The following is a 23,591-nucleotide window of genomic DNA, read 5'->3' as shown; positions in this document are numbered from 1 at the left end:
AACCAGTATAACATGAGGGTATGGAAAAGACAAGGAGGGCTCTAAGATGACGGTTGGCGAAAAGTAACAATTATGCTATGATTACTTATATTGATAGTAAGAACTGTCAGAAAGTATGCGGGCTTATGAGAGCAGTTGAGCTTTTACAGGCAGTCCGGTATGAGCCGGCAGGAGAGAAGATCCGGTTTCCGGACAGAGAGATTTCCGGAGTCAGCATCGATTCCAGAGACTGCCGGGAGGGTTCGGTGTTTGTATGCATCCGGGGAAGCGTATGCAACGGGAGCCGCTATGCAAAAGAAGCGGTCCGGCATGGAGCAAAGGTTCTGGTGGCAGCAAAAGAAGAGCAGGAACTGATCGGTAAGATACTTGGGCAATTCCCGGAATGTGAAGGAGTCCTTGTAGAGGATGAGCGGGAGGCAGCGGCCCTTCTGGCGGCAAGGTACGAAGGAGAACCGTCGAGATCCATGACGATGATCGGCGTGACAGGAACCAAGGGAAAGACGACGACAGTCAGCATGATCCGGAAGATCTTGTCGGAGGCCGGAATCCGGACCGGAATGATCGGAACGACCGGGCAGTTTGACGGGAAGGAGCATCTGCCGTCCGAACATACGACGCCGGATGCGGTGACCTTGCAGAGAAGTCTCGCAAGAATGAGGAAAAATGCCTGCCGTGCCTGTGTGATGGAAGTATCCTCCCAGGCATTGAAGCTTCAGAGAACGAAGGGGATCTGCTTTGATACCGGCGTGTTTTTGAATCTGGGGGATGATCATATCGGAAGATTTGAGCACGCGGACAAAGAGGAATATCTGGCATGTAAGAGGAAGCTGTTTTTGCAGAGCCGGGAGGCAGTGGTCAATGCGGATGATCCGGCATGGAAGCAGATGCTTGCGGGTACGGGATGTCCGTTTCAGACCTTTGGTATCCGAAATGGAGACTTCCGGGCGGTAAAGATACGGACGGAAAGCTTTGTCCAGGGGCATCCGGGAGTGGAGTTTGACATCGGGAAGGTGCATTTTCAGATCCCGGCACCCGGAATCTTTACCGTATACAATGCGCTGGCAGCTGTCCGTGTCTGTATGCAGTACGGCGTGACGCCGAAGACGGCAGCCGGATCCCTTCTTGATTTTCAGGTAAAGGGACGGATGCAGTTTTTCTCCATCCCGGGAGGAGGAGAGGCGGTCATCGATTACGCGCACAATGCCATGAGCCTTGAAAGTGTGCTTACGACGCTTCGGGCATACCGACCGGCCCGGCTGATTACGGTGTTTGGCTGCGGAGGCCAGAGGGCGAAGGAACGTAGATTTCAGATGGGCGAAGTCTCGGGAAGACTGTCGGATCTGACGGTGATTACATCTGACAATCCAAGATGGGAGGCCCCGGAGGCGATTATGGATGACATCGAGACCGGAGTACGAAAGACAGACGGGAAGTATCTTCGGATCACGGACCGGAAAGAAGCAGTGAAACAGGCGGTGGAGATGGCAGGACCGGGCGATCTGGTTGTGATCGCGGGAAAAGGCCACGAGAATACCCAGGAGATTCAGGGTGTTTTCTATCGGATGGATGAACAGGAATTGGTAGAGGAAGCATGTACGCAGAAATTATTATAGATATCACACATGAAAAACTGGACCGGACCTTTGAGTATAAGGTGCCGGAAGAACTGGAAGGGACACTTGCCGTCGGAAGCAGCGTTCTGGTTCCGTTTGGAAACGGGGACAAAGTCCGAACAGGTTTTATCATCGGATTTTCGGAAAAGAGCAGCTTTGATCCGGCAAAGATCAAAGAGATCAGGGGGAAAGCTCCGAAAAGTGTCCGGATCGAGGAGAATCTGGTAGCGCTGGCAGCCTGGATGAAAGAGCATTACGGCGGTACGATGATCCAGGCGCTTAAGACGGTCTGGCCGGTAAAGAAACAGGAGCGTCCAAAAGAAAAGCGGATCATCCGCCGGACTGTCACAGAGGAAGAAGGAAGAGAGTGGCTTGCTCTGTTCCAAAGGAAGAATCAGAAGGCAAGGGCAAGGCTTTTGGAGGCGCTTCTGGAAAATGAGGAGCTGGATTACGGCTGGATTTTGAGAAAGCTTGGTCTGACCGCTTCGGTTGTCCGGGCACTGGAGGAAATGCAGATTCTTACCGTGGATACAGAAACGGTATGGAGAAATCCGGTCAAGGCATCCGAAGAGCAGATGAAGCAGATCGAATATACAACAGAGCAGAAAGAAGCAATCCGGATTTTCAAGGAGGATTTCCAGCGGGGAAATCCGGGGACTTATCTTCTGTACGGCGTGACAGGAAGCGGGAAGACGGAAGTTTACATGGAGATGATCCAAAGCGTTGTACAAAGCGGCAGGCAGGCGATTGTCCTGATCCCGGAGATAGCATTGACCTATCAGACGGTCATGCGGTTTGTGCGGGTATTTGGAAACCGGGTGTCCATTATGAATTCCAGACTGTCTGCCGGGGAACGCTATGACCAGATGATGCGGGCAAAGAATGGTGAGATCGATGTGATGATCGGTCCAAGGTCGGCACTTTTCACCCCGTTTGAGCATCTGGGATTGATTGTTATCGACGAAGAGCATGAGACGACTTATAAGAGCGAACAGGTACCAAGGTATCATGCAAGGGAGACCGCGATCGAGAGGGCCAGAATCGAAGGGGCGGGCGTGGTGCTCGGATCGGCAACGCCATCGCTGGAAGCCTTTGAAGGATGCAGGAGAGGGCAGTACCGCCTGCTCCGCCTGACCCAAAGGGTGAAGAAGCAGAAGATGGCCGAGGTGTCCGTGATCGATATGCGAAAGGAACTGCAAAAAGGAAACCGCTCCATTTTAAGTGACTGTTTACGGGAGAAGATCGAGGACCGGCTGAAGCGGCGGGAACAGGTTATGCTTTTCCTGAACCGGAGGGGATTTGCGGGCTTCCTGTCTTGCAGGTCCTGCGGATATGTAGTAAAATGTCCTCATTGCGACGTGTCTTTATCCTGGCACAGAGGGGGACGGATGGTCTGCCATTACTGCGGGTATGAGGAACCGATGATTCATACCTGTCCGTCCTGCGGTTCCCCTCACATCGGAGCCTTTAAGGCAGGGACGCAGCAGGTGGAAGATCTGATCCGGAAAGAGTTTCCGGAGGCAAAGGTGCTTCGGATGGATCTGGATACGACAAGAGGGAAGGAAAGCTACGAGACTATTCTCTCGTCGTTTGCAGATCAGGAGGCCGATATTCTGATCGGTACCCAGATGATCGTAAAGGGACATGATTTTCCAAATGTCACCCTGGTCGGGGTGCTGGCGGCGGATCTTTCCCTTTATATCAGTGACTACCGGGCGGCAGAGCGGACTTTTGCGCTTCTTTGTCAGGCGGCAGGCCGTGCAGGCCGAGGGGATCTGCCGGGAGAAGCGGTGATCCAGAGCTACAATCCGGAGCATTACAGCATACAGGCCGCGGCAAGGCAGGACTACGAGGCGTTCTTTGCGGAGGAGATGAAGTTCAGGACGCTGATGGGATATCCGCCGGCGGCTCACCTGATGGCGGTGCTGATGACGAGCGAAGATGAGGCGCTTTTAAATAAAGGGGCCTACTATCTAAAGCTGTTTGCGGGCAGGATCCGGACGGATGCAGGGCTTGAGATCATCGGGCCTGCCAGTCCTGCCATCGGAAAGGTGAAGGATCAGTACCGGAAAGTGCTTTATCTGAAGCATGAGGATTACCGCGTGCTGACAGAGGCAAAGGATAAGATGGAACAATATATTGAGATTAATGAAGGATTTCAAAACATCCGGATCCAGTTTGACTTTGATCCGGTTCAGACATTTTAATAGTAAAGAGAGGGATTCATTATGGCAATCAGAAAGATACGGGAAGTTGGAGATGACGTACTGGAAAAGCAGTGCAAAAAGGTGGACAAGATGACACTTCGGACGAAGATCCTCATTCAGGATATGTTCGATACGATGTATGACGCAATGGGAGTCGGACTTGCGGCTCCGCAGGTTGGCATCTTAAAGCAGATCATCACCATTGATGTAGGAGATCAGCCGATCGTGCTGATCAACCCGGAAATCATTGAATCGGACGGCACGCAGACCGGGGAGGAAGGATGTTTAAGTCTTCCGGGCAAATACGGCATTGTAACCCGTCCGAACCATGTCAAAGTGCGGGCGCTCAACGAGGATATGGAAGAAGTCATCTGGGAGGGAGAAGGCCTCCTTGCAAGAGCATTCTGTCATGAGATTGATCATCTCTCCGGCCTGATGTACATGCGTCTTGCAGAAGACGGCATCCATGACAATGCAGCGGAAGAAGAATAGAAAGGACTGTGACAGAGTATGAAAGTCATTTTTATGGGAACACCGGATTTTTCCGTCGGAACACTGGAGGCGCTTCTTGAGGCAGGACATGAGGTTGTCCTTGCGGTGACACAGCCGGACAAGCCGAAGGGAAGAGGAAAGGAAATGCAGTTTCCTCCGGTCAAGGAGACGGCTCTTCGGCATGGAATTGAGGTTTACCAGCCAAGACGGATCCGGGAAAAAGAATGTATCGAGAAACTTGCCGCCTATCAGGCGGACATCATGGTTGTCATCGCTTTTGGACAGATTCTGCCAAAAGAGATTCTGGAGATGACGCCGTATGGCTGTGTCAATGTTCATGCCTCCCTGCTTCCGAAGTACCGGGGCGCGGCGCCGATTCAGTGGGCCGTGATCAACGGGGAAAAGGAAAGCGGAGTGACGACCATGCAGATGGACGAAGGACTGGATACCGGAGACATGCTGTTAAAGACAACGATTGTTCTGGATGAAAAGGAGACGGGAGGAAGCCTTCACGACAAACTTTCAGATGCCGGGGCAAAGCTTTGTGTTGAAACATTAAAACGTCTGGAGGAAGGAAGCATCCAGCCGGAAAAGCAGGGAGAAAGCCCGACGGAATATGCCCGGATGCTGAATAAAGCGATGGGAGCCATTGACTGGAATCAGGATGCGGTTTCTATTGAACGGCTGATCCGTGGTTTAAATCCATGGCCAAGTGCATATACTACATGGGACAACAAGACAATGAAAATCTGGGATGCGGATGTGACAGAAGATGTGCCGGGAACGGAAGATGCCGGACCGGGAGAGATCACGGCAGTGTCCAAAAAGGATTTCACAATAAAGACCGGAGAGAAGAGTCTGGTGATCCGGGAGCTTCAGATTCCGGGGAAAAAGCGGATGGACGCGGGAGCATTTCTGCGTGGATATCCGCTGGAAGCAGGAATGAGTTTAGGGGAGAACTGATCTGAATAAAGAAAGGGAGAGGTAGAAATGCCATTTTACTATTACTATGATCCGACGTACAGCCTTGTACTGATCGGGCTCCTCCTTTGCCTTGCGGCATCGGCACGGGTCCGTTCCACCTATGCAAAGTACGGGAGAGTGCGGAGCCGTTCCGGGCTCACCGGACGGGAGGCTGCCGAGCGGATTTTGCGAAGCGCAGGGATCTACGATGTGCGGATCGAGCATGTGAGCGGAAATCTGACGGATCACTTTGATCCGGGAAACAGGGTACTGCGCCTGTCAGATGCCACGTATCAGTCTGCTTCTGTAGCGGCGGTTGGAGTGGCGGCCCACGAGTGCGGACACGCGATCCAGCATTCACGGGGATATGCGCCGTTGAAAATCAGAAGCGCTATCGTTCCGGTGGCGAATTTTGGATCGGCCATCGCATGGCCATTGATCCTTCTGGGACTGTTATTCAACAGCCGTTCTTCGTATCTGCTGATCCAGATCGGGATTCTGGCATTTTCGTTTGCCGTTTTGTTTCAGCTTGTTACCCTTCCGGTGGAGTTCAACGCATCGAGAAGGGCAGTGCAGATTCTGGGAGAGAGCGGGATGCTGCTTCCGGATGAGCTCTCCATGACGAAGAAAGTATTACGGGCTGCGGCGCTGACCTATGTGGCAGGAGCTGCCTCGGCGATTCTGCAGCTTCTGCGTATCATTCTGCTGACAGGAGGAAGACGGCGTGAATAAACCGATCGAAGAAAGAGAACTGATTCTTGCCATTTTGCTGGAAGTGACAAGAGACAAGGTGCCGGGACACCTGGCCCTGTCAAGAGTCCTTAGCAAGTATCAGTATCTGGATAAAAGAGAACGTGCCTTCATCACAAGGGTGACGGAAGGAACGCTGGAGCATATGATCGAGATTGATTACATCATCGATCAGTTTTCCAAAACAAAAACAGCAAAAATGAAGCCGGTTATCCGTATTATTTTAAGAAGCGCGGTCTACCAGCTGAAGTATATGGATCAGGTACCGGCCTCCGCAGTCTGCAATGAGGCGGTAAGACTTGCAAAGAAGAGAGGATTTCAGAATCTTTCCGGATTTGTTAATGGAGTACTTAGGACCATCGCAAGACAGATGGATCAGGTGAAGCTTCCGGAGCATCCTCTTTCCAGACGTCTTTCTGTGCAGTATTCCATTCCGGAATGGATGGTGGAAATGTGGCTTTCGAGCTATCCGGAAGAGACGGTGGAGAAGATGCTTTCCTTTATGATGGAAGAGCATCCGACCTGTATACGGTTTGACCCGGGACGGATCACCAAAGAGGAAATCAAAGCCCGCCTGAAAGAAGACGGAGTGGAAAAAGTGGAGGATCATCCGGTTCTCCCGTATGCGCTGTGGATTTCCGGATACGATTATCTGGGCGGCCTGGAAACATTTGAAGAAGGACTGTTTTATGTGCAGGATGCAAGTTCCATGATGGCGGTGGAAAGCCTGCCGGTCAAGAAAGGCGATTCGATTATCGATGTCTGTGCCGCGCCGGGCGGGAAAGCGCTCCATGCGGCGGAAAAGCTTGCGGGAACCGGGCATGTGGACGCCAGAGACCTGACGGAATATAAAGTGGGTCTTATCGAAGAGAATATCGGGCGCAGCGGGCTTACCAATATCAGCGCGCGGCAGCAGGACGCAAGAGTGTGCGATGAGGCTTCGGTTGAAACGGCGGACATCGTCATTGCCGATCTTCCATGTTCCGGCCTTGGCGTACTTGCCACAAAGAAAGATATCCGTTACAATATGACGCCGGAGACACAAAAAGAGCTTGCCGCGCTTCAGCGGGAGATCTTGTCCGTGGTGCATCGTTATGTGAAGCCGGGCGGAACACTTCTTTACAGCACCTGCACCATCAACCGGGAGGAGAACGAGGAAAATACAGCCTGGTTTCTGGAACAGCACAGGGAGTTTGCACTTATTAAGGAAAAACAGTTTCTTCCGGGCATTGATCCGTGCGACGGATTTTACATAGCAGTTATGAAAAAACAGGAGTCGAAATAGATGGAAAAGAAAGATATTGCGTCCTATACTCTTCAGGAACTGGAAGACGAGATGAAAGCCATCGGTGAAAAGCCGTTCCGGGCAAAGCAGATTTACGAGTGGATTCATGTAAAACTGGTGGAATCCTTTGATGAGATGACCAACGTATCCAAAGCTCTCCGGGAAAAGCTGGACCGGGAGTATGAGATCGCGACGGTAAGTCTGGTGGAACGGCAGATTTCCGGAATCGACGGAACGAACAAATTTCTCTTTGAGCTTTCGGACGGAAACATGATTGAGAGTGTCCTGATGAAATATAAACACGGAAACAGCATCTGCATTTCCTCCCAGGTAGGATGCAGGATGGGGTGCCGCTTCTGCGCGTCAACCATCGGCGGACTGGTGCGAAACCTCACCGCGTCAGAGATGCTGAGAGAAGTATATGAAGTGCAGAAAATCAGCGGGGAGCGGATCTCGAACATCGTTGTGATGGGAACGGGCGAACCCCTTGACAATTATGAGAATTTCGTCCGGTTTATCCGGATGGTCAGCGACGGGCACGGGCTTCACATCAGCCAGAGAAACATCACCGCATCCACCTGCGGGATTGTGCCGAATATCCGGCGCCTGGCGGATGAGAAATTTCAGATCACGCTGGCGCTTTCCCTTCACGGATCCAACCAGGAGAAGCGGAAATCACTTATGCCCGTGGCAAATAAGTATGAGCTGTCTGAAGTCCTTGAGGCGTGTGACGAGTACTTTGAAAAGACCGGAAGAAGGATCACGTTTGAGTACAGTCTGGTGCACGGTGTCAACGATACAGAAGAAGACATCCGGGAGCTGACGGCCCTTTTGAAGCATAGAAACTGCCACCTGAATCTGATTCCGGTCAACCCGGTAAGGGAAAATAATTTCAAAAGACCGGATAAAAAAACTGCAGGGATTTTTCAAAATAAACTTGAAAAAAATGGGATTAATGTTACTATAAGAAGAGAAATGGGCTCTGATATTGACGGAGCCTGTGGTCAGCTCAGAATAAAACACAGAGACAATAATAAGGAGAATGAAAATGAAAACATTTTCAATGACTGATATTGGAAGAAAAAGAGAGATCAATCAGGACTACGTGTTCGCTACAGATGAAACGATCGGGAATCTCCCGAATCTTCTTGTGGTAGCTGACGGAATGGGCGGACATCGTGCGGGTGACTTTGCTTCCAGGTTTACCGTGGAGGTTCTGGCCGAAGAGGTACAGAACTGCAAAGAGACCCATCCTGAGACGATTCTTGGAAACTCGATCCAGGCGGCAAACGAGCGGCTTTTAGAAGAGGCCGAAAAGGACAACAGGCTGGAGGGCATGGGAACGACTCTGGTCGCTGCCACGATACTGGATCATGTACTTTATTTTGCAAATGTCGGAGACAGCAGACTCTATCTGATCAACAAGGAGATCCGACAGCTTTCCAAAGACCATTCCATGGTGGAAGAGATGGTAAGGCTTGGAGGACTGACAGAAGAGGAGGCAAAGCATCATCCGGATAAAAATATCATCACACGTGCGATCGGGGTGAAGCAGAAAGTAGAGCCGGACTTTTTTGAGTACCGCTTAAAGGGCGGAGACATCATACTGATGTGCAGCGACGGCCTCACGAATATGGTAGATGACGATGAAATTTTTCAGATTGTAAAGAGCGCACGTGATATAGTGGAAGCAGTGGAAAGTCTAATTCAAAGAGCAAATGAAAACGGCGGCTCGGATAATATTGGAGTAGTACTGGCGCAGCCGTATGCAGATGAGGTGAGTGTATGGTAAAAGATGGTATTGTATTAGGGGAGCGGTATGAGATCCTCAGTAAGATCGGTGCCGGAGGCATGGCCGATGTTTACAAAGGACGCGACAATGTACTGAATCGTTATGTTGCCGTCAAAGTACTGAAAAAAGAATACCGGGAAGATGAAACCTATGTGAAGAAGTTCCGGTCGGAGGCTCAGGCCGCAGCCGGAATCATGAATCCGAATATTGTCAATGTCTATGATGTAGGCGTGGACCGCGGACTTTATTATATGGTAATGGAGCTGGTAGAGGGAATCACGCTGAAAGAATATATCGCAAAGAAAGAAAAGCTGACACCGAAAGAGGTAATCAGCATCACACTTCAGGTATGTGCCGGCATGGAGGCGGTACATAAAGGCCACATCATTCATCGTGATATCAAACCGCAGAATATTATTATTTCAAATGAAGGAAAGGTAAAAGTAACCGACTTCGGTATTGCCAAGGCGGCAAGCTCTAATACAACGAGTTCCAATGCCATGGGATCGGTCCACTATACTTCACCGGAACAGGCAAGAGGGGGCTTTTCCGATGAAAAGAGCGACATCTATTCCATCGGTATTACGATGTATGAAATGGTGACCGGTCGCGTGCCGTTTGACGGAGATTCCACAGTTGCGATTGCCATGAAGCATCTCCAGGAAGAGATCGTGCCGCCGTCAGAGTACGTGCCGATGCCGTACAGTCTTGAGCAGATCATCTTAAAATGTACCCAGAAGAATCCGGATCTGAGATATCCAAACGTGACACTGCTCGCACAGGATCTTAGAAGATCACTTTCCGATCCGAATGGTGATTTCGTGAAGAACGGCGCTGCCGCATACGGTGCAGGCGCTGATACTGTCATGATTTCCGAGTCAGACAGAAGGAAACTTCAGAATCAGTACGATGACGAGTATGATGATGACGACAGATACGACGATGAGTACGATGACGGATACGACGATGACCATGACGATGGTTACGACGATGACGATTACGATACAAGAAACCTGAAAACCCACAGGAACAAAGAGGAACACACCGGCAAGAAGCCGAAGATGAGCAATATGATGAAGATCATTATTGCGCTGGTGGCAGTCCTTGTTGTCTGTGCGGCAGCTTACGGAATCGGAAGCGTTGCAGGTCTCTTCGGAGGAGGCTCCAGCAGTCAGGAAGAGGAAGAGGTCCGTATGGCGGACGTTCCGAATCTTGCCAACCTTGGCCTGACAGAAGACCAGGCAAGAGAAGCTGCCGAGAAAGCAGGATTCAAGCTGGAAGTATCCGGCACCGAAGCGTCTGACCAGGACGAAGGTACTGTCATCGATCAGGATCCGGAATATGGAGAAGAGGCTGAGAGAGGAAGCACGATCAATGTTGTTTTAAGTGCAGGACCGTCGACCGTGACTGTTCCGGATGTAACCGGTGATGATGTCAGCACGGCAACCGAGAAGATTGAGGCCGAAGGACTCAGCGTGGGCTCCACAAGTGAAGAGTACAGCGATGAGTACGATGAAGGAGAAGTGATCCGGACGACACCGTCTTCCGGCAGTGAGGTGGAAGAAGGCTCCACAGTTAATCTGGTAGTCAGCCAGGGAGTAAATCCGGAGGATGAGATGGTGACAGTTCAGAGCTTTGTCGGCATGCCGGAGAGAAATCTGACATCCTGGGCGGAAGATAATGGCATCAACGTAGACCGGTCCGAGGACTACAGTGATGATGTGGGCGTAGGAAGAATCATTTCCCAGTCTCTGACATCCGGCACTGTGGCAAAAGGCACGACCATCAGCTACGTGGTGAGCCTTGGAGGAGAGCCGGACGAAGAAGAACCGTCGGACAGCAGTAATAACAATGACAACAACAGCAGTGACAATACCAATAATGGAGGAAGCGATTCCTCATCCGGAAACGATTCCGGATCTTCTACATCTTCGGATGGACCGGTCTGGGAGAGTAACATCGCATCCTGGGTACAGGAAAACGGAAATCCGAAATATAATGTGGAATACGAGAAAAATTCTTCAGTAAGCCGCGGACAGGTGATCCGTTACGAACAGAATTCTGACGGAAGTTACACCTTCTATGTAAGCCTCGGCTAAGGACAGGATGCGGACAAACATACAAGGAGACTTTCATGAAGGGTAAGATTGTGAAAGGAATTGCCGGATTCTACTACGTTCACGTAGTAGAATCCGGTGTTTATGAATGTAAGGCAAAAGGGATCTTCCGAAAGGAGAAGATCAAACCGCTTGTAGGAGACAATGTCGAAATTGATGTGATCAATGAGTCGGAGAAAACGGGGAATATCACAGAGATCCTGCCAAGGAAAAATGAACTGATCCGTCCGGCGGTCGCAAATATCGATCAGGCACTGATTGTATTCGCGGTGACAAGCCCCAAACCCCATCTGAATCTGCTGGACAGGTTTCTGATTATGATGGAGAGCAAATCCATTCCGGTGACGCTCTGCTTTAATAAAAAGGATCTGGCAGACGAAAAAGAATGGGAACTGTTAAAAGAGACTTATGAAGCCTGCGGCTATCCGGTTATATTTACCAGCGCCGCAAAAGAGGAGAATATCGATCAGGTAAGGAAGATCCTGGAAGGAAAGACGACTGCCCTTGCGGGACCGTCCGGTGTGGGAAAATCCTCACTGATCAATCTGCTGGATCCGAATGCCAATATGGAGACCGGAGAAATCAGCAGGAAGATTGAACGGGGACGCCACACAACGAGACATTCCGAACTGTTTTCCATTGGCGGTGAGACCTATATCATGGATACGCCGGGATTTGGTTCGCTGTATGTGAATGATTTTGAAAAAGAAGATCTGAAGGATTATTTCCGTGAATTCAGACCTTACGAGGGAAGCTGCCGTTTTCAGGGATGCAGCCACATCCATGAACCGGGATGCGAGGTAAAGGAGGCACTTTCAGAAGGATTCATTCCGAAGAGCAGATATGAAAATTATCTGGAGATGTACCGCGAACTGGAGCAGAAAAAGCGATATTGAGGAGGAAAAGCATGAAATATATTTTGGCGCCGTCTCTTTTGGCGGCAGATTTTAAATGTCTTGCCGGGCAGATGAAAATGACAGAGGAAAACGGGGCAGAGTATCTGCACTTTGATGTAATGGACGGGATGTTTGTACCAAGTATCTCTTTCGGGATGCCGGTATTAAAGTCCATCAAAGGAGCTACAGAGCAGGTGATGGACGTGCATCTGATGGTTCAGGAACCGGTCCGCTATGTGACAGATTTTGCAGATGCAGGCGCGGATATCATTACGATCCATCTGGAAGCATGTCAGGATGTGAAGGAAACGATTCAGAAAATTAAGAACTGCGGGAAGAAGGCAGGGATTTCCATCTGTCCGCAGACGGATGCGGATCAGCTGCTCCCGTATATGGAGCTTGTGGACATGATTCTTGTCATGAGTGTACAGCCTGGATTTGGAGGACAGAAGTTTATTCCGGAATCCATTGAAAAGATCAGGAAGGTACGCCGGATGATTACGGAATGCGGCCGGGACATTGATCTGGAAGTGGATGGAGGAATCTATCAGGACAATGTAGAGGAAGTGCTGAAAGCAGGGGCGAATGTAATTGTTGCAGGATCCGCGGTATTTGGCGGAGATCCGGGACAAAATACAAAGGCTATGATGGAGAGATTAAGACAATATGAGTAGAGTGACAATCATCATCAGCGGAGGAGCGATTAACGATAATTTCGCACTTTCCGTACTGGAATCTTACGAATCGAAACGTATCATCGGAGTGGATAAAGGAGTGGAGTTTCTGTACAGGCACAAAATTGAGCCGGAGTACATTGTAGGGGATTTTGACAGTATCTCAGAAGAAGTAATCCGCTATTACCGGGAGGAGACGAAAATTCCGATCCGGGAGTATAATCCGGTCAAGGATGCATCGGATACAGAGATCGCAATCCGGCTTGCCATTACACTTGGCTGCGACCGGATGATTATTCTGGGAGCAACGGGATGCAGGATTGACCATGTCTGGGCCAATGTACAGTCTCTGGAAATTGCCAGAAAGGCAGGAATACAGGCGGAGATTCTGGATTCATGCAACAGGATCCGGCTATGCGACCGGGAAGTGCGCCTGAAACGGCGCAATGCATTCGGGAAATATTTTTCCCTGTTCCCGTTTGGGGGAGAGGTGGAGGATCTCACGATCCGTGGAGCGAAATATCCGCTGAACCATCATCACCTGCTCCCGAACGACAGTCTCTGTGTCAGCAATGAGATCGCGGAAGACGAGCTTGTGATCACGTTTGCATACGGAACACTGATTTTGATGGAAACAAAAGACGAGTAAGAAATTTACAAAGAGAATGGAGAGAAATTAAATGAAACTTGGAATCGTAGGATTACCGAACGTAGGGAAGAGTACGCTGTTTAATTCCCTGACAAAGGCAGGAGCGGAATCAGCCAACTACCCGTTCTGTACCATTGACCCGAATGTGGGCGTCGTAACTGTACCGGACGAGAGACTTAATGTACTGGCGGAAATGTACCAGACAAAAAAGATCGTTCCGGCTGTCATTGAATTCGTAGATATTGCGGGACTTGTAAAAGGAGCATCCAAAGGGGAAGGTCTTGGAAACCAGTTCCTTGCCAATATCCGGGAAGTAGACGCCATTGTCCATGTGGTAAGATGCTTTGAGAACAGCAATATCGTTCACGTAGATGGAAGCATCAATCCGCTCCGTGATATAGAGACCATCAATCTGGAGCTGATCTTCTCCGATCTGGAAGTGCTGGAACGCCGTATCAGCAAGCAGATCCGGGCGGCAAGAAACGACAAGGCGGCAGCAAAAGAAGTGGACCTGATGCAGAGAATCAAGGCGCATCTGGAAGACGGAAAAATGGCGGGAAGCTTTACGGATATCCGGGATGAAGAGGAAGAAGAGTGGATGAACAGCTACAATCTCCTCACAGCAAAACCGGTGATCTTTGCGGCCAACGTATCGGAAGACGATCTGGCAGATGACGGCGCCTCCAATGAGGGGGTACAGAAGGTCAGAGAATTTGCCAAAGAAGCAGGTTATGAAGTCTTTGTGGTCTGCGCTGAGATCGAGCAGGAGATCGCAGAGCTTGAGGACGACGAAAAGCAGATGTTCCTCGAGGATCTTGGCCTGAAAGAATCCGGACTGGAAAAACTGATCAAGGCAAGCTACAGTCTCCTTGGCCTGATCAGCTACCTGACAGCAGGAGAGCCGGAAGTCCGTGCATGGACGATCAAGAAAGGGACAAAGGCGCCTCAGGCAGCCGGAAAGATTCATTCTGATTTCGAAAGAGGATTTATCCGCGCGGAAGTAGTTGCATACGATGACCTGATTGCCTGCGGCAACATGACAGCCGCAAAAGAGAAAGGCCTCGTCCGTTCCGAAGGAAAAGAATATGTCGTAAAAGACGGGGACGTAGTACTGTTCCGGTTTAACGTATAACAACTTCAAAAACAACAGGGAAGCCGTACAGCTGTCGGGAAACGACGGCTGTGCGGCTTTTTGTTCAGAAAAAGGTGCAAAAATCTGGGACAAGTATACTGGACTTTTACAGGTAATGGCGATATAATATGAATATCTATGAATTTAGAAACATTTTTTGAAACTTAAGGAGGAATAAAGAAATGGGAAGATCAATGAAAACCATGGATGGTAACCATGCTGCTGCTCATGCTTCTTATGCATACAGCGATGTAGCTGCGATCTATCCGATTACCCCTTCATCTGTTATGGCAGAAGCTACAGATGAGTGGGCTACCCAGGGAAGAAAGAACATTTTTGGACAGGAAGTTCAGGTTACGGAGATGCAGTCCGAGGCCGGAGCAGCAGGTGCCGTACACGGCTCTCTTGCAGCAGGTGCCCTGACAACTACATACACAGCATCTCAGGGACTCCTTCTGATGATCCCGAACCTGTACAAGATTGCAGGCGAACAGCTTCCGGGTGTGTTCAATGTATCTGCCCGTGCGCTTGCAAGCCACGCGCTCTCCATCTTCGGAGATCATTCCGACGTATACGCATGCCGTCAGACAGGATGCGCAATGCTTTGTGAATCAAGCGTTCAGGAAGTTATGGACCTGACACCGGTTGCTCACTGTGCGGCAATCAAAGGACGCCTTCCGTTCATCAACTTCTTCGACGGATTCCGTACATCTCACGAAATCCAGAAGATCGAGACATGGGATTACGAAGATCTGAAAGATCTCGTTGACATGGATGCGATCGATGCATTCCGTAAGCACGCGTTAAATCCAAATCATCCTTGCGAAAGAGGATCCGCTCAGAACCCTGACGTATTCTTCCAGGCAAGAGAAGCATGTAATCCGTACTATGACGCAATGCCGGCCATCGTTCAGGAATACATGGACAAAGTAAACGCAAAGATCGGAACAAACTACAAACTGTTCAACTACCACGGAGCAGAGGATGCTGAGCATGTAATCATTGCTATGGGATCTGTATGTGAGACAATCGATGAGACTGTTGACTACCTGCTTGCAAAAGGACAGAAAGTCGGAGTCGTAAAAGTACGTCTTTACAGACCATTCAGCGCTGAAGCACTTGTAAATGCAATTCCGGAAAGCGTAAAAGTGATCTCCGTTCTCGACAGAACAAAAGAGCCGGGAGCACAGGGCGAGCCGCTTTACCTTGACGTTGTTGCAGCATTAAAAGGAACAAAATTCGATGGCGTGAAGATCCTCACAGGACGTTACGGATTAGGTTCCAAAGATACGACACCGGCTCAGATCGTTGCCGTATACAACAACACAGAAAAAGAAAAATTCACAATCGGTATCGTTGATGATGTGACACACCTGTCACTGGACGAAGGTGAACCGCTTGTTACAACACCGGAAGGAACAATCAACTGCAAATTCTGGGGACTTGGAGCAGACGGTACTGTCGGAGCTAACAAGAACTCCATCAAGATCATCGGTGATAATACAGATATGTATGCACAGGCATACTTTGATTATGACTCCAAGAAATCAGGCGGTGTGACAATGTCTCACTTACGTTTCGGTAAGAAACCGATCAAGTCCACTTACCTGATCAAGAAAGCAAACTTTGTTGCATGCCACAACCCGTCCTATATCAACAAATACAACATGGTACAGGAACTCGTTGACGGAGGAACATTCCTTCTGAACTGTCCATGGGATATGGAAGGACTGGAGAAACACCTTCCGGGACAGGTAAAAGCATTTATTGCAAACCACAACATCAAGTTCTACGTAATCGATGGTATCAAGATCGGTAAGGAGATCGGACTTGGCGGACGTATCAACACAATCCTTCAGTCTGCATTCTTCAAACTGGCAGCCATCATTCCGGAGGAAGAAGCGATCGACCTGATGAAGAAAGCAGCAAAAGCTACTTACGGAAGAAAAGGTGACAAGATCGTTCAGATGAACTATGACGCAATCGATGCAGGTGCAAAACAGGTTGTTGAAGTAACTGTACCGGAAAGCTGGAAAGATGCAGCTGACGAAGGTTTATTCACACCGGAAGTAAAAGGCGGAAGAAAAGAAGTTGTAGACTTCGTTAAGAATATCCAGGCAAAAGTAAACGCTCAGGAAGGCAACTCTCTGCCGGTATCTGCATTTACAGAATACGTAGATGGTACAACACCGTCAGGAACAGCTGCTTACGAAAAACGTGGTATTGCAGTGGATATCCCGATCTGGCAGCCGGAGAACTGTATCCAGTGTAACCGTTGTGCGTATGTATGTCCGCACGCAGTTATCCGTCCGGTAGCTCTGACAGAGGAAGAAGCTGCAAACGCACCGGAAGGAATTCAGACAATTCCGATGATCGGTATGCCGGATATGAAGTTTACCATGACAGTCTCCGCTTACGACTGTACAGGATGCGGCTCCTGCGCAAATGTATGTCCTGGAAAGAAGGGCGAGAAGGCTCTCGTTATGGGCAACATGGAAGCAAATGCAGGAGAGCAGGTATACTTCGATTTCGGAAGAGAAATTCCGGTAAAACCAGAAGTAGTAGCAAAATTCAAAGAAAATACTGTAAAGGGAAGCCAGTTCAAACAGCCGCTGCTTGAGTTCTCAGGCGCATGTGCAGGATGTGGTGAGACACCTTACGCAAAACTTGTTACACAGTTATTCGGTGACAGAATGTACATCGCAAACGCAACAGGATGTTCTTCTATCTGGGGTAACTCCTCACCGTCCACACCATACACAGTAAACGCAGAAGGCAAGGGACCTGCATGGTCTAACTCCCTCTTCGAAGACAACGCTGAGTTTGGATATGGTATGCTTCTTGCAAACAAGGCAATCAGAAATGGATTAAAGACAAAAGTAGAGTCTGTTGCAGCATCTGAAAACGCTTCTGAAGAAGTAAAAGCAGCATGTCAGGAATGGCTTGATACATTCTCCTGCGGCGCAACAAACGGAACAGCTACAGACAAACTGGTAGAAGTTCTTTCAGGATGCGACTGCGAAGTATGCAAAGACATCGTAAACAATAAAGATTTCCTCGCTAAGAAGTCACAGTGGATCTTCGGCGGAGACGGATGGGCATATGACATCGGATTCGGCGGACTTGACCACGTACTTGCAAGCGGACAGGATATCAACATCATGGTATTCGATACAGAGGTTTACTCCAACACAGGCGGACAGTCCTCCAAGGCTACAAAGACAGGTGCGGTAGCACAGTTTGCAGCAGGCGGAAAAGAAACCAAGAAGAAAGACCTTGCGGGTATCGCGATGAGCTACGGCTATGTATACGTTGCTCAGATCGCAATGGGCGCTGACTTCAACCAGACAGTAAAAGCGATCTCCGAGGCTGAGGCTTATCCGGGACCGTCACTGATCATTGCTTACGCTCCATGTATCAACCATGGTATCAAGAAGGGTATGAGCAAAGCTCAGACAGAAGAACAGCTCGCAGTAGAGTGCGGATACTGGAACAACTTCCGCTTCAACCCGGCTGCAGAGAACAAGTTCACACTTGACAGCAAGGCTCCTACAGGAGACTATCAGGAATTCCTCAACGGAGAAGTTCGTTACAACTCTCTTGTAAGACAGGATCCGGAAAAAGCAAAAGTTTTATTTGCCAAGAACGAACAGGAAGCAAAGGAGAGATACGAATATCTCAACAAACTTGTTACACTGTACGGAAAAACAGAATAATTGAATGCCATAGAATGACAGATCATAATCGATACAGGGACGTATTAATGGTACGTCCCTGTATTTTGTTTAAGAGGAAACTTTGTTCCCTGCTAAACAAAAACGCTCCGCTTTCTTTGAAAATCGATGTCGTTTTGGCAGATTGACTTATTCTATAAACTGGTTTTTTGCATAAACTTTCTCTATAGATAAAATATATATATGATAATGATTGAAATTCACACAACGAACGAATGAAAATGCATTAAAAATGAATAAATATTCAAAAAGTGACAACTTGCATAAAATAGTAGGTTTTCAATTATGTGAAAAACTAGACAAAAACTGTACTTGGTTCTAGTATAAACTGCACAAGTGTGTTTTTTACACGAACAAATTGAGCGACAATAATGGTCTTGCATAAGAAAATAAGCGAAAATGATAAAAAAGTAACAAATAAAATAAAAAAATATCGAAAAGTATAAAAAAACATGACAAAATGTTTGTTGTCAGGTTGACAATCCTAAACCAAAGGTGATAATATAAATATACATTTTAGATAGGGGGGGGGGTAACACCAGATGGATACAATCCAGAAGCTGAGAATATATATGGAAGAGAAGAAGGTAGATTCTTTCTTTGTCGCAAAGCCGGCCAACGTCCGTTATATCAGTTCATACACAGGTGAAGATTCTTATCTGTTTATTACACAGAAAAAGCAGTTCTTTATCACAGACCCAAGATATACGGAGCAGGCATCGTATGAATGCCCGGACTATGAAGTGGTCAACTGGCGGACACCGAACAATACGATCGGGATGACCGTTCAGAGGCTGGCCTCCGAAGAAGGAGCAAAGACGATTGCGTTCGAGGAAGATCATCTTACCTTTTCTTTTTATGAATCGATCCGCAGCCAGGGCGAGGCGGAGATGGTGCCAACGGTCAATGTGATCGAGGAGTTCCGTTCTGTTAAGAACAGTGAAGAAGAAGGATATTTAAGAGCAGCATGTGAGATTGCATCCCGGGCATTTGACAAGATCATCAAAGATATCCGCGTTGGAATGACAGAGAAGGAACTTGCTTCCAGACTTTCCCATTACATGGTAATGGAGGGAGCAGACACAAAGCCGTACGGCGGAATATTGATTTCCGGAGCAAGGACATCACTTCTCCACGGTATTCCATCCAGCAAGGCCATCGAATACGGTGACTTCGTCCTGATGGATTACGGATGCCAGTTCAATGGTTATCTTTCCGATATGACAAGAACGGTTGTAGTCGGAAAAGCGACAGAGAAGCAGAAGGAAGTCTACAATCTCTGCCGGCAGATGACAGAAGACGTGGAAGCGGCGATCAAGCCGGGAGTGACAGGTACCGAGTGTTACGAGGCATCACTGAAAGCGATCAAGGACACAGAGTATCTGAACTACAATTACGGAGGGATCGGCCATGGAGTCGGCCTGTTCGTACATGAGCTTCCATTTATTGGAAGCAACAGCAAAGATGTTCTCCAGGAGGGGAACATTATGACGGTAGAACCGGGGATTTATATACCGGGATGGGGCGGCGTCCGGGTCGAAGACCAGGGCCTTGTCACAGCAAAGGGATATGAAAACCTGATAAGTGCTACACATGAGTTGATAGAACTTTAAAAAAGGAGGACACATTATGAAGAAAAAAGTATTTGCGGCGCTGCTTGCGACAGCGATGGTGGGAACCATGCTTGCAGGATGCAGTACACCGGGAAGTAAAAGCGGCGGAGACGGCGGAAACAGTGATGAAAAAGTATTCCGTTATTCCACATCCACAGAGCCGACCACACTGGATCCGACAAAGAGTAACAGTATTCCGGACAACGAAGTTCAGCATGCCCTGACAGAAAGCCTTGTCCGCAACACAGGTGGTGAAGTTAATCCTGGTGTTGCAGAAAGCTGGGAAGTTTCGGAAGACGGACTTACCTACACATTCCATCTGAATCCGGATGCAAAATGGAGTGATGGAGAGCAGATTACAGCTCAGGATTTTGTCTACAGCTGGCAGAGATTGATGAATCCGGACACAGCAGCTCCGTATGCATTCATCGGTGAATATATTAAGAATGGTCTTGCAGTAGAAAAAGGCGAGATGGATCCGTCCCAGCTTGGCGTAGTAGCACAGGATGACACCACGCTTGTAGTTACGCTGGAGCGTCCGACAGTATACTTCTTAAGTATGATCGGGGCACAGGCACAGTTCGCACCACTCCGTCAGGATATCGTAGAGGAGTACGGCTCCGATTTTGCTGCTGACTACGAGAAGAATGTATATTCTGGACCATATGTCCTGACAAAATCTTCTGACAACCAGTGGTTCTTTGAACCAAACGAAGAATATTGGGACAGAGATTCCATTAAAATGGATCGCGTAGAATTAAATTACGTACAGAACCCGGATACAGCAGTAGCAATGTATGAGGATGGAGAACTGGATTATGTTCAGCTTCCGTCAGCTTCCATCAGTGCATATGAGGGAAAGGACAACACATTCCTCAATGGTAATGTTGACTACTTCTACTTCAATGTAGGCGGTGACTGCCCGGAACTTGCCAACAAAAATATGCGCCTCGCGTTAAACTATGCTCTTGATAGAAACAAGTACAATCAACTTGTAAACTCTGGATATTACAAACCGAGTACAGGACTTGTATTCAGCGGTCTGACAGGAATAGAATCTACATATGGGGAAGAATCCACACTGGAAGGCTACCCGCTTGACGGTGACGATGCAAAAGCAAAAGAATATTTGAATGCAGCATTATCCGAACTTGGATATTCTGATCCATCGGAAGTAACCTTGACACTGACTACAACTGACACGGAAAGCGCCAAGAAACAGGCTGAAGTTTGTCAGGAAATGTGGAATAAGACATTGGGAATCAATATTGAGATTGAACAGATCACATACGCTGAATGCCTGTCACGTCAGCAGTCCGGTGACTTTGAGATCGTATGGGCCGGCTGGGGATCTGACTACGACGATCCGTACAGTTATCTGGAACTTTTCATGTCAAGCAGCGCTTACAACTACAGCGGATTCCAGAATGACGAATATGATGCGTTGATGACGGCAACTCAGACAGAGATTGATGCGGCAAAACGTATGAACATGATGCACCAGGCAGAGCAAATTCTGATTGATGAGGGCGCATTTCTTCCGCAGGCAGAACGTGAGATCCACTATCTGCTGAACGAAAACGTGAAAGATGTGACATTCTTCTACTGCAGCGTTAACATTGACTGGGTATATGCAGACGTTGCTGCTGAATAATATTTGAACAGTATAAAAGTGAATAAGACGAATTCCGCTGCCCAGTAACAACTGGACAGCGGAATTCTTGAAAAGACAGAGATGACTCAGGAAAGCCCAAAGGTGGGGATCTGATCTTTCCTGGGCCATCTCGCTAACAACAGGAGGAAGAAGGATGGCAAAATATATTTTAAAACGAGTGGTAGCAGCCATTCTGACGGTCTGGGTACTGATTACTATCGTATTTTTCCTTGTACGTCTGATGCCGGGCGAGCCGTTTACCAGCGCGAAGCTGACGCCGGAAGTTAAGGCAAACATGGAAGCATATTACGGATTTGACAAGCCGATGATCGTACAGTATGGAACCTATATGGCAAACCTGCTTCAGGGTGATTTCGGATACTCTATGAAGTACACAAACAGAACTGTAAACGATCTGATTGGGGAGACGTTCCCGTATTCAGCGGATCTTGGTATCAGGGCACTTGTTATGGCGGTTTCGATCGGTTTGATTTTAGGTATCATTTCAGCAAGAAACCGTGGGAAGAAAATTGATTTCTTCTGCGTTATTGTCGCGGTTTTGGGAACCAGTATTCCTGACTTTATCATGGGTGCGGTGCTTCAGTATTTCTTTGGTATTAAATGGGGTCTGTTCCCGGTGGCAAGGTATGAGGGAATCGAATACACGATTCTGCCGGCCTTTGCCCTGGCGTTCTATACGCTGGCATCTGTTTCACGAATCATGCGTGCAAGTATGCTGGAAGTAACGTCCCAGGATTATATTAAAACAGCGCGCTCCAAAGGAGTGTCTGAACTTCGGATCACATGTAAACATCAGATCCGGAACGCGATCATGCCGGTTATGACTGTTATGGGACCAACGGTTGCGTCTGTGTTGACCGGTACATTCGTTATCGAGTCCATTTTCGCGATTCCTGGAATGGGACGTCACTATGTACAGAGTGTATCCAACAACGACTACTCCATGGTACTTGGAATGACTGTATTCTATGGTATTTTCCTTGTATTTTGTAATCTGATCGTGGATATTCTGTACGGTGTTGCAGATCCGCGTGTACGTATTGGAAAGAAATAAGGTAGGTGAGAGACATGGCAGAATTAAAAAAAGAACAATTTGTAATAAAAGGAAAAGATACGATCCGTATGGAGAGTATCAGCCGTCCGTCTCTTTCCTTCTGGTCAGATGCCTGGAGACGGCTTCGTAAAAATAAAAGTGCAGTTGTCGGGCTGTGTATCGTAGCAATTTATGCAGTGCTTGCGATTTTTGCCCCGATATTCAGTCCGTATACACAGTCTGAAATGGATGTTAACTCTCAGAATGCGTTTATTTCAGCGGCACACTGGCTTGGATGTGATTCCACCGGCCGTGATATGTGGACCCGTATCTGGATGGGAGCGCGCGTTTCCCTTTCCATCGGTCTGATTTCCGCTGTGCTGAATATGTGTGTTGGAGCGGTTATCGGAGGTCTGTGCGGCTTCTACGGCGGCAAACTTGATATGATCGTGATGCGTATTGTCGATCTGCTCTATGGTATTCCAAGTCTTATTATCACGATCCTTGTTATGATGGTGCTTGGTAAAGGTATTGCACCTCTGATTGTTGCGATGTGCGTTGTCGGATGGATCGGTACATGCCGTTTCGTTCGTGGTGAGGTATACCGTATCAAAGAGCAGGATTTCGTCCTTGCGGCAAAAGTCCTTGGTGTGCGTGATTTTACAATTATTATCAAACATATTATTCCGAATATTCTGGGTATGTTAATTACAAACCTTTGTATGGCAATCCCGGGAGCCATTTTCCAGGAAGCATTCCTGTCCTACATCGGACTTGGTATCACACCTCCTGACTGTAGCTGGGGTGTTATCTGTAAAGAGGGAATTCAGTACCTGCGCTACTATCCGCATCAGATCCTGATTCCGGCATTTTTTGTCTGTACGACAATGCTGGCGCTGAACCTTCTTGGAAACGGACTTAGAGACGCGGTTGACCCGAAACTGCGTGGAACGGAATAGGAGGAAC

At 48.4% G+C, this 23,591-nt stretch carries 18 protein-coding genes; all 18 read left to right on the top strand.

The window, feature by feature from the left end:
* Positions 1 to 53 precede the first annotated feature (53 nt).
* Complete coding sequence (locus tag Selli1_RS10300) at positions 54 to 1,613, top strand: UDP-N-acetylmuramoyl-L-alanyl-D-glutamate--2,6-diaminopimelate ligase (RefSeq protein ID WP_281872934.1); 1,560 nt, start codon at positions 54 to 56, stop codon at positions 1,611 to 1,613.
* Positions 1,592 to 3,820 carry a replication restart helicase PriA gene (gene priA / locus Selli1_RS10295; RefSeq protein ID WP_281872933.1) on the top strand — a complete coding sequence of 743 codons (2,229 nt, stop codon included), beginning with the start codon at positions 1,592 to 1,594 and terminating at the stop codon, positions 3,818 to 3,820. Before Selli1_RS10300 ends, priA begins: the two co-directional genes overlap by 22 nt.
* A 21-nt stretch (positions 3,821 to 3,841) precedes the next feature.
* Positions 3,842 to 4,312, top strand: coding sequence for a peptide deformylase (gene def, locus Selli1_RS10290; protein WP_087169288.1), 471 nt, complete (start codon positions 3,842 to 3,844; stop codon positions 4,310 to 4,312).
* Positions 4,313 to 4,330: 18 nt separating this feature from the next.
* Entirely contained in the window at positions 4,331 to 5,275 is a 945-nt protein-coding gene (fmt, locus tag Selli1_RS10285) for a methionyl-tRNA formyltransferase (RefSeq protein ID WP_087169289.1), read from the top strand.
* A gap of 27 nt (positions 5,276 to 5,302) precedes the next feature.
* Positions 5,303 to 6,007 (top strand): zinc metallopeptidase, encoded by a 705-nt coding sequence (locus tag Selli1_RS10280; protein ID WP_087169290.1) that lies wholly within the window; start codon positions 5,303 to 5,305, stop codon positions 6,005 to 6,007.
* Entirely contained in the window at positions 6,000 to 7,310 is a 1,311-nt protein-coding gene (gene rsmB / locus Selli1_RS10275) for a 16S rRNA (cytosine(967)-C(5))-methyltransferase RsmB (protein WP_281872932.1), read from the top strand. The genes Selli1_RS10280 and rsmB overlap by 8 nt, the downstream gene beginning before the upstream one ends.
* Positions 7,311 to 8,381, top strand: a complete 1,071-nt coding sequence (rlmN, locus tag Selli1_RS10270) for a dual-specificity RNA methyltransferase RlmN (RefSeq protein WP_191427075.1) — start codon at positions 7,311 to 7,313, stop codon at positions 8,379 to 8,381.
* Positions 8,359 to 9,102, top strand: coding sequence for a Stp1/IreP family PP2C-type Ser/Thr phosphatase (locus Selli1_RS10265; protein ID WP_138373515.1), 744 nt, complete (start codon positions 8,359 to 8,361; stop codon positions 9,100 to 9,102). The genes rlmN and Selli1_RS10265 overlap by 23 nt, the downstream gene beginning before the upstream one ends.
* Positions 9,096 to 11,201, top strand: coding sequence for a Stk1 family PASTA domain-containing Ser/Thr kinase (pknB, locus tag Selli1_RS10260; RefSeq protein WP_281872931.1), 2,106 nt, complete (start codon positions 9,096 to 9,098; stop codon positions 11,199 to 11,201). Before Selli1_RS10265 ends, pknB begins: the two co-directional genes overlap by 7 nt.
* Positions 11,202 to 11,236: 35 nt before the next feature.
* On the top strand, positions 11,237 to 12,115 hold the full coding sequence (gene rsgA / locus Selli1_RS10255; RefSeq protein ID WP_087169295.1) for a ribosome small subunit-dependent GTPase A: 879 nt from the start codon (positions 11,237 to 11,239) through the stop codon (positions 12,113 to 12,115).
* A gap of 11 nt (positions 12,116 to 12,126) precedes the next feature.
* A complete protein-coding gene (gene rpe, locus Selli1_RS10250) occupies positions 12,127 to 12,789 on the top strand; it encodes a ribulose-phosphate 3-epimerase (protein WP_087169296.1) in 663 nt (220 codons plus the stop codon).
* Complete coding sequence (locus tag Selli1_RS10245; protein ID WP_087169297.1) at positions 12,782 to 13,438, top strand: thiamine diphosphokinase; 657 nt, start codon at positions 12,782 to 12,784, stop codon at positions 13,436 to 13,438. The genes rpe and Selli1_RS10245 overlap by 8 nt, the downstream gene beginning before the upstream one ends.
* A gap of 31 nt (positions 13,439 to 13,469) precedes the next feature.
* On the top strand, positions 13,470 to 14,570 hold the full coding sequence (gene ychF / locus Selli1_RS10240) for a redox-regulated ATPase YchF (RefSeq protein WP_087169298.1): 1,101 nt from the start codon (positions 13,470 to 13,472) through the stop codon (positions 14,568 to 14,570).
* Positions 14,571 to 14,752: 182 nt separating this feature from the next.
* Complete coding sequence (nifJ, locus tag Selli1_RS10235) at positions 14,753 to 18,286, top strand: pyruvate:ferredoxin (flavodoxin) oxidoreductase (RefSeq protein ID WP_087169299.1); 3,534 nt, start codon at positions 14,753 to 14,755, stop codon at positions 18,284 to 18,286.
* Positions 18,287 to 18,846: 560 nt separating this feature from the next.
* Positions 18,847 to 19,917, top strand: coding sequence for a M24 family metallopeptidase (locus tag Selli1_RS10230; protein ID WP_281872930.1), 1,071 nt, complete (start codon positions 18,847 to 18,849; stop codon positions 19,915 to 19,917).
* 16 nt (positions 19,918 to 19,933) lie between these two features.
* Positions 19,934 to 21,571, top strand: coding sequence for a peptide ABC transporter substrate-binding protein (locus Selli1_RS10225; RefSeq protein WP_281872929.1), 1,638 nt, complete (start codon positions 19,934 to 19,936; stop codon positions 21,569 to 21,571).
* Between the two features lie 154 nt (positions 21,572 to 21,725).
* Positions 21,726 to 22,646: an ABC transporter permease gene (locus Selli1_RS10220; protein ID WP_191434998.1), complete on the top strand. Its 921-nt coding sequence runs from the start codon at positions 21,726 to 21,728 to the stop codon at positions 22,644 to 22,646.
* A 14-nt stretch (positions 22,647 to 22,660) separates the two neighbouring features.
* A complete protein-coding gene (locus Selli1_RS10215) occupies positions 22,661 to 23,584 on the top strand; it encodes an ABC transporter permease (protein ID WP_281872928.1) in 924 nt (307 codons plus the stop codon).
* Positions 23,585 to 23,591: the final 7 nt, after the last annotated feature.

The sequence above is a fragment of the Sellimonas catena genome (assembly GCF_027924685.1).
In the GTDB taxonomy this organism is placed as follows: Bacteria; Bacillota; Clostridia; order Lachnospirales; family Lachnospiraceae; genus Sellimonas; species Sellimonas catena.
This window is presented reverse-complemented; position numbering and strand designations above follow the sequence as displayed.